Annotated in this window: 14 protein-coding genes; 7 read left to right on the forward strand and 7 right to left on the reverse strand. The window is 62.4% G+C overall.

Going from position 1 to position 14137, the window contains the following annotated elements; genetic code table 11:
* Positions 1-163: 163 nt before the first annotated feature.
* Positions 164-1123, forward strand: a complete 960-nt coding sequence (locus AC0L26_RS18160) for a ribonuclease T2 family protein (protein WP_473633786.1) — start codon at positions 164-166, stop codon at positions 1121-1123.
* A 21-nt stretch (positions 1124-1144) separates the two neighbouring features.
* Here AC0L26_RS18160 and AC0L26_RS18165 read toward each other — a convergent pair whose 3' ends face one another.
* A complete protein-coding gene (locus AC0L26_RS18165) occupies positions 1145-2440 on the reverse strand; it encodes a GGDEF domain-containing protein (protein ID WP_473633787.1) in 1296 nt (431 codons plus the stop codon).
* Between the two features lie 252 nt (positions 2441-2692).
* Between AC0L26_RS18165 and ettA the strand changes: the two genes are divergently transcribed.
* From ettA to AC0L26_RS18185, 4 genes are all read left to right on the forward strand, one after another.
* Entirely contained in the window at positions 2693-4342 is a 1650-nt protein-coding gene (gene ettA, locus AC0L26_RS18170; protein ID WP_473633788.1) for an energy-dependent translational throttle protein EttA, read from the forward strand.
* 42 nt (positions 4343-4384) lie between these two features.
* Entirely contained in the window at positions 4385-5155 is a 771-nt protein-coding gene (gene tam, locus AC0L26_RS18175; RefSeq protein ID WP_473633789.1) for a trans-aconitate 2-methyltransferase, read from the forward strand.
* A gap of 113 nt (positions 5156-5268) precedes the next feature.
* Entirely contained in the window at positions 5269-6390 is a 1122-nt protein-coding gene (locus AC0L26_RS18180) for a beta-ketoacyl-ACP synthase III (protein WP_473633790.1), read from the forward strand.
* Positions 6391-6533: 143 nt separating this feature from the next.
* The gene (locus tag AC0L26_RS18185; RefSeq protein ID WP_473633791.1) at positions 6534-7151 is read left to right on the forward strand and encodes an MOSC domain-containing protein; all 618 of its coding nucleotides are present in this window, start codon (positions 6534-6536) and stop codon (positions 7149-7151) included.
* A 58-nt stretch (positions 7152-7209) separates the two neighbouring features.
* On the opposite strand, the gene AC0L26_RS18190 is transcribed toward AC0L26_RS18185, so the two are convergent.
* From AC0L26_RS18190 to tsaA, 4 genes are all read right to left on the reverse strand, one after another.
* Positions 7210-8052, reverse strand: a complete 843-nt coding sequence (locus tag AC0L26_RS18190) for an SDR family oxidoreductase (RefSeq protein ID WP_352936851.1) — start codon at positions 8050-8052, stop codon at positions 7210-7212.
* Positions 8053-8256: 204 nt separating this feature from the next.
* Positions 8257-9216: an aminotransferase class IV gene (locus tag AC0L26_RS18195; protein WP_473633792.1), complete on the reverse strand. Its 960-nt coding sequence runs from the start codon at positions 9214-9216 to the stop codon at positions 8257-8259.
* 106 nt (positions 9217-9322) lie between these two features.
* On the reverse strand, positions 9323-9634 hold the full coding sequence (locus AC0L26_RS18200) for a DUF2293 domain-containing protein (protein WP_352936849.1): 312 nt from the start codon (positions 9632-9634) through the stop codon (positions 9323-9325).
* Entirely contained in the window at positions 9631-10152 is a 522-nt protein-coding gene (tsaA, locus tag AC0L26_RS18205; RefSeq protein WP_473633860.1) for a tRNA (N6-threonylcarbamoyladenosine(37)-N6)-methyltransferase TrmO, read from the reverse strand. The genes AC0L26_RS18200 and tsaA overlap by 4 nt, the downstream gene beginning before the upstream one ends.
* Positions 10153-10295: 143 nt before the next feature.
* On the opposite strand from tsaA, the gene AC0L26_RS18210 reads away from it, so the two are divergent.
* On the forward strand, positions 10296-11318 hold the full coding sequence (locus AC0L26_RS18210) for an ArsR/SmtB family transcription factor (protein ID WP_473633793.1): 1023 nt from the start codon (positions 10296-10298) through the stop codon (positions 11316-11318).
* Positions 11318-12235 carry a methylenetetrahydrofolate reductase [NAD(P)H] gene (gene metF / locus AC0L26_RS18215; protein WP_473633794.1) on the forward strand — a complete coding sequence of 306 codons (918 nt, stop codon included), beginning with the start codon at positions 11318-11320 and terminating at the stop codon, positions 12233-12235. Before AC0L26_RS18210 ends, metF begins: the two co-directional genes overlap by 1 nt.
* Before the next feature lie 391 nt (positions 12236-12626).
* Here metF and AC0L26_RS18220 read toward each other — a convergent pair whose 3' ends face one another.
* A complete protein-coding gene (locus tag AC0L26_RS18220; protein ID WP_473633795.1) occupies positions 12627-13046 on the reverse strand; it encodes a hypothetical protein in 420 nt (139 codons plus the stop codon).
* Between the two features lie 36 nt (positions 13047-13082).
* Positions 13083-14000 carry a DMT family transporter gene (locus tag AC0L26_RS18225; RefSeq protein ID WP_473633796.1) on the reverse strand — a complete coding sequence of 306 codons (918 nt, stop codon included), beginning with the start codon at positions 13998-14000 and terminating at the stop codon, positions 13083-13085.
* Positions 14001-14137: the final 137 nt, after the last annotated feature.

Consider the following 14137-nt stretch of genomic DNA (forward strand, 5'->3'; position numbering starts at 1 on the left):
TCGCAATTCTGACATGGAGAATTTGATACCGAGTGAGGGCGGCAGCCTGTTGCCGCGGCATTTTTCAGCCGGGGGTACTTTTATGCGCATACGGATAGGTCTTGCTTTCGGATTGGCGCTTGTCGCCGCATCGCTAACCTACGCTGCGCGTGCCGAAGTCAAAATGAGCGGCTCTTTCGTGGCCGACGCCGCCTGTCCGGCGCCCCAGGCCATCAAAAGCGGCAAGAATCCCGGCAATATCTCGACCGCTGCGGGACAGAGCTACGATCTGCTGGCCGGCAACAAGGATGCTCCTACGCACTATCTGATTCGCGTGCCGGGGGCCGATCCGGAGCGTCGCTGGGTGAAGGTCGATTGCGGCCATGTTTCGGGCGGCAGCGCATCCGGGGAATCGGCAGCACCTGCGCCAGCCGCACCTGTGCTGGCCGAAGGGAAGAAGTCTGCTGCGCCGGCTTCGGGAAAGCCCGAATACGTCCTCGCGCTGAGCTGGCAGCCTGCCTTTTGCGAAACCAGGCCCGGCAAGACCGAATGCAAGGCGCAGACCGCTGGTGGATTCGATGCGACACATTTCACCTTGCACGGGCTGTGGCCGCAGCCGAACGGGAATTTCTATTGCCAGGTGGCAGCCGCCGACAAGGCGAACGACAATCCGGCGCACTGGCAGGACCTGCCGCCGGTCGAGCTCGACCCGAACACGCGTTCGGAGCTCGATCGGGTCATGCCGGGCACGGCATCCGCTCTCGAAAGGCATGAGTGGATCAAGCATGGCACCTGCTACGGCAAGAGCCAGCAAGCGTATTTTTCCGATGCGCTGAACCTGATGCGCGCGGTGAATGCTTCGCCTGTCCGCGATCTTTTCACTGAGAATACCGGTCGGGATTTGACATCGGACCAGATCCGTAGCGCCTTTGACAGGGCCTTCGGACCCGGCGCCGGCGAGCGGGTTCGCGTCTCCTGTTTGAACGACCATTCGAACGGCAGGCGGCTGATCGGCGAACTGACGCTCGGCCTGACCGGCCCGATCGGGCCAAACTCTTCGCTCGGTGAGCTGTTGATGGCGTCTGCGCCGACGAGCAATGCGGGTTGTCCGAAAGGCACCGTCGATCCGATAGAGTTCCAGTAACCCGCCGAGCCGGGCTGGATGCTATACGCCGATGCCGCGTCCTGGCCTGGTCCATGCGGCGAGGCTGTCGGCCTCGTGGCCGCCCGGTTCGCCGACGACGCGGTCGCGTCCGGTCGACTTGGCTTTGTAGAGGCGCTGGTCGGCCAGCGCAAAGACATCGGCAAGGCAGCGGGTCGTCTCGCTGACCGTGGAGATGCCGGCACTGACTGTGATGTCGAACCGGCTGGTGCTTGCGGATGTCTTGACCGCGTGCCGGATGTTTTCGCCAAGCAATCTGGCGGCCGAATGCGGACGTGAGCAGAGGATGGCGAATTCCTCGCCGCCGATCGTGAACACCTGATCCTCGGGACCGACAACCTCGCCAAGCAGTGCGGCGACGGCTTTCAGCACCTTGTCGCCCTCGGCGTGGCCGAAGCGGTCGTTGATCGATTTGAAATGGTCGACGTCGATGATCAGCAGGCTGAGCGGCTTGGCCGTCCGCAGGCTGGCGGCAACTGCGGTTTCACCGTCGCTGTCGAAGCGGCCCCTGTGCAGCAGGCCGGTGAGCCCGTCGCGGCCGACATGCTCGACCAGCGCCTCATAGCGCTCGCGGTAGGTCAACGTGTCGAAGATGTCGGACAGCCCGCGCGGCGCCGGCACCTGCCGCGCCTCGAACCATCTGATATAAGCGACAAGCATAGTGCTGTAGGCAAGCGCCGCGCCCATCTTGGCGAACCAGCCGCCGAAGAAAACCGCGACCGGTGCGCCGGTGACGAAGTGCAACGCCGCGAAAAATCCCGCCTGATCGAAAGTGAGCACGCAGGCGACGGAGATCAAAATGCGAGAGAACAGCGCCTTGCGGAGATAACGCCCGAGCTTTTCGTAAAGCAGGATGATCAGGATGGCGTCGACGAACAGCAGCATCGTGCCCCACACCATCAGCCAGCCCATCTGGTCGATGAAACCGATGTCGGGAAGTTTGCCATTGGGAAGCGGTGCGATCTCATGCAGGCGCAGGACCAGCACAAGCGCGATCATCAAGGCATTGCCGAGCAACAGACCGTAGATGGGCTGCCGGACGGTTGCCGCGTCCTCCTTGATGTAGAGAAGCAGGAGCATCACCAGCTTGCCGGAGAACAGCACGGCGGAACCCGGCGAGACCATGCCGAATGGCAGCGCGACGTAAAAGACGCTGGCGAGGTATGTTTCCAGGAAATGCATGACCCCGAGGGCGCAGACAAAAACGCCGAGGCCGATACGGTGCCTGAATCGGAAAAGCGCGACCATGACGCCGAAGTAGATGATCGCTTCGGCAAGGAGCAGGAAACTGTTCAGCACGACCCGATCTCTTAGCAGAAATCGCTGCTTGCCGGCGATTCCCCATCCAACACCTTTGACGCGGAATGATTAACCGCAGCTTTCGTTGGGCAAATGCAGCGAACGGAAAGCGGGGATCGTTCGATGAGCCTGTCCGGCCCGAAGTCAGGCCCGAAATGCCAAAACAGTTTGCCGTTCGACGCGGCATCGCCTACATAGCGCGCAACTTCCATTCAATCCGACATTCCAGTCGACTTTTCAGGGAAAGCGCGCGTGGCACGCCAGTTCATCTATCACATGGCCGGCCTCAACAAGGCCTATGGCACCAAGAAGGTGCTCGAGAACATTCACCTCTCCTTCTACCCCGACGCCAAGATCGGCATCCTCGGCCCGAACGGCGCCGGCAAGTCGACCATCCTCAAGATCATGGCCGGCATCGACAAGGAGTGGAACGGCGAGGCGTGGCTGGCCGAGGGTGCTACCGTCGGCTACCTGGCGCAGGAGCCGGCACTCGATGCGGACAAGACGGTGTTCGAGAACGTCATGGAAGGCGTTGCCGCCAAGACCGCCATCATCGAGCGCTACAACGAATTGATGATGAACTATTCCGACGAGACGGCCGACGAGTCGGCCAAGCTCCAGGACGAGATGGACCGCCTCAACCTGTGGGATCTCGAACAGCAGGTCGAGATGGCTATGGAAGCGCTGGGCTGTCCGCCCAAGGAAGCCGATGTCACCAAGCTGTCGGGCGGCGAGCGCCGCCGCGTCGCGCTTTGCCAGCTCCTGCTGCGCCAGCCCGACCTTCTGCTGCTCGACGAGCCGACCAACCATCTCGACGCCGAGACGACGGCATGGCTGGAAAAGCATTTGCGCGCCTATCCGGGCGCGGTGATGATCATCACCCACGATCGCTACTTCCTCGACAATGTCACGGGCTGGATTCTTGAACTCGACCGCGGCCGCGGCATTCCCTATGAGGGCAACTACACCAAATATCTCGAAGCCAAGGCCAAGCGGCTCAAGCAGGAGGGCCGCGAGGACGATGCGCGCCAGCGGGCGATCGGCCGCGAACGCGAGTGGATCCAGTCCAGCCCGAAGGCCCGGCAGACCAAGTCGAAAGCGCGCATCCAGGCGTTCCAGGATCTGCTGGATGCAGCCGACAAGCGGCGTCCGAGCGACACGCAGATCGTCATTCCGCATGGCGAGCGGCTCGGCAATGTGGTGATCGAGGTCGACGGCCTGTCGAAGGGCTTCGGCGACACGCTGCTGATCGACGATCTCGAATTCAAGCTGCCGCCCGGCGGCATCGTCGGCGTCATCGGCCCGAACGGCGCCGGCAAGACGACACTGTTCCGCATGATCACCGGCCAGGAGAAGCCGGATGCCGGCACGATCCGCGTCGGCGAGACGGTCAAGCTCGGCTACGTCGATCAGAGCCGCGACGCACTGGACCCAACCAAGACCGTGTGGGAAGAAATCTCGGGCGGCGCCGAAGTGGTCAAGCTCGGCAAGTTTGAGGCCAACACCCGCGCCTATTGCGCGTCGTTCAATTTCCGTGGCGGCGATCAGCAGCAGAAGGTTGGCAATCTGTCCGGCGGCCAGCGCAACCGCGTGCATCTGGCCAAGATGCTGAAGACCGGCGGCAATGTGCTGCTGCTCGACGAACCGACCAACGATCTCGATACGGAAACGCTGGCGGCACTCGAAGACGCGCTGGAAAGCTTCGCCGGCTGCGCCGTCATCATCTCGCACGATCGCATGTTCCTCGACCGTCTGGCCACGCACATCCTCGCCTTCGAGGGCGACAGCCATGTCGAATGGTTCGAGGGCAATTTCGAGGACTACGAGCAGGACAAGATCCGCCGGCTCGGCCCTGACGCCGTCAATCCGCACCGCATGACATATAAGCGGCTGACCAGATAAGGTTTAGGGGCGGCGAATTCTCTATTGATCTGAGGAGCTGAGATGGCTGATTGGTCCGCCGCCCAATATCTGAAATTCGAGGACGAGCGCACGCGGCCGTCGCGCGATCTCGTCGCGCAGGTGCCGGTGGAAGCACCGCAGCGGGTGGTCGATATCGGCTGCGGACCTGGCAATTCGACCGAATTGCTGGTCGAACGCTGGCCGAGTGCGCAGGTCAGCGGGTTCGACAGCTCGCCTGACATGATCGAGAAGGCGAGGGCACGTTTGCCTGATGTAACCTTCGAGTTAGCCGATGTGGCGGCGTGGCAGCCCGAAAAGCCGGTCGACGTGATCTTCGCCAACGCAGTGTTCCAGTGGCTGCCCGAGCATCCGGCGATCTTGCAGCGGCTGATGGGATGTTTGACGCCCGGCGGCGCGCTTGCCGTGCAGATGCCCGACAATATGAGCGAACCCTCGCACCGGCTAATGCGGGAGACGGCGGCCGAAATGCCGTTTGCCGAAGAGCTCGATGGTGCTGCGCGCGGGTCGTTGCCGTCGGTGTCGTTCTATTACGATCTTTTGTCGCCGTTCTCCGACCGGCTCGACATCTGGCACACCGCCTACAATCACCCGCTGGCCGATGCCGGGGCAATCGTCGAGTGGCTGAAGTCGACCGGGCTGAAGCCGTTCCTCGACCCGCTCGACGAGGGCGAGCGGGAGTTTTTCCTCAAGCGCTACACTGCAGGGATCACGCAAGCCTATCCGAAGACGGCAAATGGCAAGGTGCTGCTGCGTTTCCCGCGCCTGTTCATCGTCGCGCGGCGCTCAGCTTAGCTCAGACACTTGATTTAAGCCGGCATAAACCAGCTTGGTGCGAAAGATGTTGCGCCGAGCTCTCGCGGCGCCCACATCAAGCCGCAACGCCTGCGCATGGGGACGAACTGGAAATGCATCGCGTCATCATCAGCGGCCTTGGCGTTGAAATCCCCGAGCCTTCGATCACCAATGAAGAATTGGTCGACAGCTTCAATGCCTGGGTCGAGATGGAGAATGTCCGCCGCCAGGCTTCGGGCGAGACGCTGCTGCAGAAATCGGACAGTGCCTTCATCGTCCATGCTTCGGGCGTACAGACCCGTCATGTGATCGAGCGGGAAGGTATCCTCGACCCGACCCGCATGGCGCCGCGCATTCCGGCGCGGCCCGATGACGCGCTGTCGCTGGAAGCCGAGTTCGGCATCGCGTCGGCCAGGAAAGCGCTCGACCATGCCGGCCTGGAGCCATCTGATATCGATCTGGTGATCTGCTCGGCCTCGCACCACCAGCGGCCCTATCCGGCAATCGCGATCGAGATGCAGCAGGCGATGGGCACGAAAGGGGCCGGCTTCGACATGGGCCTTGGCTGCTCGTCGGCGGCGGCGGCACTGCACATCGCGGTCAACCTGGTGCGGGCCGGCGCGCACAGGCGCGTGCTGGTGACGACGCCTGAGATCATCACCGGCCATCTCAACTTCCGCGACCGGCAGACGCATTTCATCTTCGGCGACGCTTCTGTCTCGATGGTTGTGGAGGGGCTGGCCCAGGGCGACAAGCGGCCTGGACGTTTCGAGGTGCTCGACACGCGCACCTGGACGCAGATGTCCAACAACATCCGCACCAATCTCGGCTACCACACGCGCACCGCCCAGGACGATCCATATATGATCAATCTGGAAGGCAATTTGATCAAGCAGGTCGGCAACAAGGTGTTCAAGGAAGTCACCGTCGCCGGCCACAAGTTCATCGTCGAGTTCCTGGCCGAGCACGGTCTGACGCCGCAGGCGATCCGGCGCTTCTGGCTGCATCAGGCCAACGCCCGGATGAACGCCATGATCCTGAAGCTGTCGTTCGGTCACGAGGTCGATCATGACCGCGCACCGATGGTGCTGGAGCGCCTCGGCAACACCGCCGGCGCCGGCGCGATCGTCGCCCTGTCGGAGAACCATGCCGACATGAAGGCCGGCGACTACGGCCTGCTCTGCGCCTTCGGCGCCGGCTATTCGATTGGCGGCGCGCTGTTGCGGATGCTTTGATCTATTTTGGCGCGAACGGCGCCAGCGTTGGATGGCGCCTAATAAATCGCATCAGACTCCTTGATTGGAGCATCAGCGCTTTAGACTGGACCTGATGAGCTGACTGCGGCTAATTGCGCGGCATCACGCAAGGAGCGAAGCCTATGCTGGATCTCTTTCCCGAGGCCGAAAGTCCGGTCGAAATCATCCCGGCACGGAAGCTTGCCGCGCAGGTGGCAGCACTTTACGTCGCGCCATCGGATCATTTCGAGACCCGCGCGGCGAATGAACTGCGGCTTGGCTTCGACGGCATCGACGGCGATTTCCATGCCGGCATGACACGTCGCTCCGGCGGGCGCGAACCCTGGTATCCACGCGGCACCGAGATGCGCAACGAGCGGCAATTGTCCATCGTGGCGGCGGACGAGCTGGCGATCGTGGCAGGGCGGATGGGCATCGCCGTGATCAAGCCGGAGTGGATCGGTGCTAACCTCTTGATCGAAGGCTTGCCGCATCTCTCCATGCTGCCGTCCGGCACGCTGCTGTTCTTCAAAGGCGGCGTCACCATCAAGGTCGACGCGCAGAACGGACCTTGCCGCATCGCCGGGCGATCGGTCGCAGAAAATGCCGGAATGGCCGACCACGAGGCTGGCGCGCTGCTGTTCCCGAAGGCGGCAAAGCGGTTGCGCGGCCTCGTCGCCTGGGTCGAAAAGCCTGGCCGCATCACCACAGGCGAGGAGATTTCGGTGCGCGTGCCGGAGCAGTGGATTTACCGGGCCTAAGCCAAATGAGCGTGGGCTACGCCGCCGTGGCGGCGGCGTAGCGAGAATCCAGAGTGCCTCAGGCGGCCTTGCGGTTCTTATTCGCGCCCTGCGCCGTGACGGACACGTGATCCCACTTTTCCCACAGCGCGATGCGGTTGGCGTATTCCTGCTTGATCATCGGCAGGCCGCCATCGCCGAAGAACACCCTGAGCGGTGGTTCGGCCGCATCGACGATTTCAAGCATTGCCGGTCCCGTGGCGACAGGGTCACCAGCCACCGAGCGCTTGCGCCGCTCCGCCATCGCGGCGCGGGCCGGCTCATAGGCCGCGATCGGCTTCGAGACCTTGGCGGACGGGCCGGCCCAATCGGTGGAGAAACCGCCCGGCTCGACAAGCGTCACGTGGATGCCGAACTCCGCGACCTCCAGGCTGAGAGACTGGCTGAAGGCTTCCAGCGCCCACTTCGAGGCGTGGTAGAGACCAACCATGGCGAAGGCGTTGACGCCGCCGATCGACGAGATCTGGATGATGTGGCCGGAACGCTGCGCCCGCATGATCGGCAGGGCAGCCTGGGTCACCCAGAGAGCGCCGAACACATTGGTCTCGATCTGGTCGCGGGCCTCCTGTTCGCTGATTTCCTCGATAGCGCCGAAATGGCCATAGCCGGCATTGTTGATGACGACGTCGAGCCGGCCGAAGCGGCTATGCGCTTCGGCAATGGCGGCATCGACGGCCGTCTTGTCGGTGACGTCGAGCTTAATCGCGGCGATACGGTCGCCATATTTGTCGACGAGGTCGGCAAGCGTGCCGGCATCGCGGGCCGTTGCCGCGACGCGGTCGCCACGGGCGAGGGCAGCTTCCGCCCAGACGCGGCCGAAACCCTTCGACGATCCGGTAATAAACCAAACCTTGTGTGTCATGATCCACCAGTTCTTGCCCTTACGGGCTTTGATTTTTCGGTTCTTGTTTGACCATGATCTTCTCCGAAAACGGATTCCACTTTTGGGTCATGGTCTAAACGGAGGCTACTCCGCTCCGGCATATACGGAGCATTCCGGACCTATCAAGGTCGAGCACGTTTTGTTGATGAGGGCCTGCGCCACAACAGCCGGTCAGGCTTTGGATCAGGGATAGTGCACCGGGCTCGACCAAGCCGGGTCGTCGTGCTTTTGCCAATAGATCGCCATGAGACGCCTGGTAATCGCGCCGACCTTGCCGTCCGCGACCGGAACACCGTCGATCATCGTCACCGGCATGATGCCGCCGGCGGTCGAGGTTATGAAGACCTCGTCGGACTGACGCAGCGCAGCGACGCTGACATCGGCCGCTGCAACGGCAAGCCCTGCCTCCGTGCAGAGATCGAACACCGTGCGGCGGGTGATGCCGGGCAGCACGCCGACAGCCGGCGTCGCCAGTTTGCCGTCATTCACGCAAAAGACGTTGAAGCCGGGGCCTTCCGCGACATTGCCGTTGAAATCGAGGACCAGCGCGGTCTCCGCGCCGCGGTCATAGGCGTCGTAGAGGCCTCGCACCAAGTCGAGCCAGTGATAGTTCTTGATCGCCGGATCGATCGAGACCGGTGGGATACGCACCTTGTCGCTGATCGCCACATGCAGCCCACGCTGCAATTGCTCGGCATTGGCGACCGAGCCGAAGGGAACGGCGAAAGCCATGAAACGGTTGACCGCCTCACGCGGGTCGCGGCTGAAGGTCGGGGAGACGCCGCGCGTGCACAGCATCTCGACATAAGCGGCGCGATGACCCGACAGCGCGACGCAATTGTGGAGGATTTCGGCCACGCCTTCGCAGTCGAACGGGATCGTCATGCGCAGCTTCTCCAGCCCGCCGAAGAAACGGTCGAGATGCAGGTCGAGGCGGAAGAAGCGACCGTCCCAGACATGCACCGTGTCGTAGGTGGCGTCGGAATGCAGGAAGCCCCAATCCAGAACCGAGATCTTGGCTTGCGACATCGGCAGATATTGCCCGTCCAGAAAGGCAACGCCATCCGGATAGGCGTGCGGGTCTTGATGATGGGCGGAGAGCTCAGGCAGGCGGTTGGCTTGCGGGTCGATCGACTTGCTCATCACGTCCCCCTCAGGTCGTTTTTCGCCGACCAGATGACGGAATAGAGCGGCACGGTGGGTGGCACAAGACACAGGGTGGGCTTGCCACTGGGCCATTGAGAACCAGTTATTCTTCCTCGTTGTCATCGAGCAGACGCGTGGCGCGCCAGCGGGTCAGCACAATGTTGATCTGTTCCATCACGAAGAAGCGCGCCGAGTCGCGGTCGTAGCCTTCGGCCAGCAGCTTTTCGTAGTCGGTGTGCACATGGCGGATATGGGCCGTCGTCGCCAGCCACACGGCAATCGTCGGCGGCAAGGTCTTCATATGCACCGCGCCGGCGTCGGCGCGGATCTTTTCCATGTCGGCATAGGGCGCCAGCGGCAAGAGTGCAGTCAGCGCCTTGGCGATGGCGCGGCGGCGGCCGGTCGGCGCGTTCATCTTTCGATCCTTCCAGGCTCGTCCCGTCCGGCGATGGTCGCCTCGGCAAAGGCATCGGTCGAAGCGAAATAAGGCTTGATGTCGATGACCGGCGTGCCGTCGAGCACATCGATAGCGTCGACATCGATACGGCCCGTATCGATGTCGACGGCGACCAGCTTTGCAACATGCAGCCCGACAGGGTTCGGCCGGGCAGGGGAACGTAGCGAAAAAACGCCTTTCGGCTCAGCCGCATGGCGGGGTTTCTGGACAATCAGGGTCCGCGGTGCGTGGTGCAGCCAGGACAGGATGACGATGTGGCTGGCGCGCTCCAGGCCGAGCAGGCCGTTACGATAGGGCAGGTCGATCGTGAGAACCGCCGGCTGTCCCGTCTCCCGCGCGGCTCCCATGTTCTTCGGGCACGTTTCCCGCGTGGTCCAGGGAGAGGCGATGCGGCCGATGAAGACGACATGGCCGTCCGGTGGCATATCGGCCGGATCGGTCGCCAAAAGCTTTTCGCCGCTGCGCGTCTCGAACATGGTTTTCGCCTCGATCATGCTTCCAGCTTTGCGCGATCCGCCACGCATGCGTCATTTTCTTGTCCGGAAGCGACATAGCGCTTGCAAGGCTATCAAAATCGACATAAACATATGTTTATATCTCTTTCAAAGAGAATGCTCGCATGCATGTCGCTCTCGACACTATGGTAGATACATTGAAGGCGGCGGCCGAATCCAGCCGGCTGCGCATACTGGCGTTGCTGTCGCGCGGCGACCTGACCGTTTCCGATCTCACAGAAATCCTCGGCCAGTCGCAGCCGCGCGTCTCGCGCCACCTGAAACTTTTGCTGGAGGCGGGGCTGATCGGCCGTTATCAGGAGGGCTCGTGGGCCTTCTTCCGGCTGTCGGATTCGGATGCGGCGCGCGATTTCGTGCTCAGGCTGGTTTCCGGCATCCGGGGTGCCGACCCGCAGGTCGAGCGTGACCTCGAGCGGCTGGCAGCGGTCAAGCGCAAGCGGCAGGATCGCGCCGCCGAATATTTCTCCGTGAATGCCGCGAGTTGGGACCATATCCGCTCGCTGCACGTGCCGGACCGCGCCGTCGAGGCAGCGCTGCTCAAGCTCGTCGGCAAGCGCCCGTTCCAGTCGATGCTGGATCTCGGCACCGGAACCGGGCGGCTGCTCGAAATCTTTTCGCCGCTCTACCGGCGTGGCGTCGGCATCGACATGTCGCGCGAGATGCTGACGGTGGCGCGGGCCAACCTGGACAAAGCAGGGATTTCGAATGCGCAGGTGCGCCAGGGCGACATTTTTGCGCCGCCGGTCGAGCGCGACGCCTTCGATCTCGTCACCATCCACCAGGTTCTGCACTATCTCGATGACCCCGCCCGCGCCATCCGCGAGGCGGCAAGGCTGCTGCGCCCGGCAGGCCGGCTGGTGATCGTCGATTTCGCGCCGCATACGCTGGAATTCCTGCGCGACGTCCACGCGCATGTGCGGCTCGGCTTTTCCGACCGGCAGATCACCGAATGGTTTTCCGAGGCCGGGCTCGACCTCGAAGACAGCCAGGAATTCGAGCCGCGCGGCGGCAACGAGGCCAGGCTCACCGTAAAGCTGTGGCTCGGCCGTGACCAACGCATGCTGATCGCCGATCCTTCCAGCCACGCGCAACCGACCAACGCATATCCGATAGGGGAAACCGCCTGATGAACCAGTTTCGCTTTTCCCGCCGCCCTGACATTGGCGACAAGATCCGGGTTTCGTTCGAGTTCTTCCCACCGAAGAGCGACGAGATGGAAGCAAGGCTGTGGGACACCGTCACCCGGCTGGAGCCGCTCAAGCCGAAATTCGTCTCCGTCACCTATGGCGCCGGCGGCTCGACGCGAGAGCGCACGGCGCGCACGGTCAAGCGCATCCTCAACGAAACGGCGCTGACGCCGGCCGCGCACATGACCTGCGTCAACGCGGCGCGTCACGAGGTCGATGAGGTCATTCAGGAATTCGCCGAGATGGGTGTCACCCGTTTCGTCGCCTTGCGCGGCGATCCGGCCGAGGGCGTCGGCGCCGCCTACCGTCCGCATCCGGACGGCTACGCGAACGGTGCCGAACTGGTGGGGGCGCTGAAAAATGTCGGCGATTTCGACATCTCGGTCTCCGCCTATCCGGAAAAGCATCCGGAGAGCCCGGATTTCGCCACCGACATCGATATGCTGAAGCGCAAGGTCGACAATGGCGCGACGCGGGCGATCACCCAGTTCTTCTTCGACAATGATCTCTACGAGCGCTATGTCGAGCGGGCGCGGCGGGCCGGCATCTACATACCGATTGTGCCGGGCATATTGCCGGTCCACAATTTCACCCAGGTCGCCAATTTCTCGTCGCGCGCCGGCGCGCTGGTGCCGGCATGGCTGGCCGAGCGTTTCGACGGGCTGCAGAAGGACCCGCAGACGCACGCGCTGGTAGCGTCGGCGGTAGCGGCCGAGCAGGTGCTGGACCTTGTCGAGCGCGGCGTCGGCGATTTCCACTTCTACACTATGAACCGCGCCGATCTGGTCTTCGCCATCTGCCACATGATCGGCATCCGCTCGCATGAGGCCGAAGCTGCCGGATCTGCCGCTGCGTAAGCTCTATCGACGTTTTGGAAAACCAAAAAGGCCGGGTAAAACCCGGCCTTTTCAATGACTTGGACTAGTCTGTGCTGATCTTCCGTCGCTTTGGCGGGTCTAAGGAAGAAAGCCCATAATCAGGGCTCCGATAAATGCAAACGCAGCACAAATCATCAATGCGTTGATCGGCCTCGTGAGTCCCATGTCATAGCCTCCTCTTAAAGAGCTATGGCGAGAGTCTAGGGTCATTTGTGCCACAGGCAAGCGGAAAATGTGCTGCATTGCGACGACAATGTGGAATTCACGACCTGCTCTTCGCCCTTACGCCTTGAAACTCTTCGGCAAAAAGCCGCTTCCGACCTGTGAATAAATTGTGGCGAAGCCGGGGCAAATATCGAGGATGGCAGCGCTACCGCGTCGGCTCAAAAAGCCGGATTCGTCTTTTGCGCGGACCTTCGGTTCTGAAATCACGATTGCCGACAGTCGGCATATGACGACTGCCCCGATGCGCGGCTTGCTTTACCTTGACCCAGCGTAAAGCAATGTAACACGAAGCGTTTTGCCAACGTCCGGTCTGAAGGGGCGCGTTTGGAAACATGACAGCAACCATTCCAATCCCATCGATCTGTGGGCCCATCCTCGTAGAAAATTCCGCGAGTCCCAACTGATGAGCCGGTTCTACGAAGGCTCGCGGGTGCTGCGGATCGACGACGTTTTTCCCGATGACATCATACACGTGGAACAGAGGGGCGTGCTCGCTCAAGGCCAGGCTGTGCCGCTCGCCGATCTCATGAACCGACCGATCGGAACGCAGCTTCATCTTAGCCAACACGTCGTTCCCGAGGCCGACGTCGCAGGAATGACGCTACCGTCGGCCGAACAGGCGGCCGTCGATGGTGACAAGGCCGAGCGCGATCAACGCCATGCCGCCGAGTTCGAACAATTCGAGCCGCTCGCCCAGGAACAGGAAGCCAAGCAGGATGGCGCTGGCCGGCACGATCAGCGTGACCAGCGAGGCGTTGGTGGCGCCGGCCGAGGCGACGAGATTGAAATAGAGAATATAGGCGAAGGCGGTGGACAGCAGCGCCAGCGCCAACACCGCCGCCCAGACCGGCGGCGAGGCCGAAAACAGATTGGCAGGACCATAGCCGAGCAGCACGACCGGGATCATGATGATGGTCGAGGCAGTCAATTGTCCGGTGGCGATGACTGGTGACGGCACGCCCTTGAAGCGGCGGGCCACCATCAGGGCGACAGCATAGGACAGCGACGCGCCGATCAGCGCGAATTTCGCCCAGACCGGTCCGCCCAGCCCGGCAAGCAGGCCGGGGCCGATCATCACCGCCGTGCCGACGATGCCGAGCGCGATCCCGGCAAGCTTGTTCCAGGAGAGTTTTTCGTCTGATGTCAGCGCGTTGGCGAGGATCAACGTCCAGAACGGCGTCGTCGAATTGAGCACCGAGGCGACGCCAGCGCCAAGCTCGGTCTGGCCGGCGAAGATCAGCGAGAACGGGATGACGTTGTTGACGAGCGCCAGCAGGAAAAACAGGCCGGCATACGGCAAGGCGAGGCGGAAGGACGGACCGCGCAGGCCGAGATAGAGCTGCAGCGCCAGCGCCGCGATGGCGACGCGAAACAGCACCAGCACCAGCGGCGGAAGCTCGGCAACCGCAATGCGGGCAAAGAAGAACGAGCCGCCCCAGATCGCACCGAGCAGCAGAAGCTGCCCCCAGTCTTTCAGGACCATGGGGCCGCGCATTGCCGTCGTGGTTGTGATCGCCATGGATCGTCCTCCCAGATAGCTCTGAATGCCAAACCAATCAGGCGTCTGTTCAGGCCATATCCTGTTCGATGGCAAGTGCCACCCGAAACCAGATCGATGGTCTAGCATTCCCATCATCTGGCGTAGCGCCGCAGCGT

The sequence above is a fragment of the Mesorhizobium sp. WSM4823 genome, assembly GCF_055811195.1.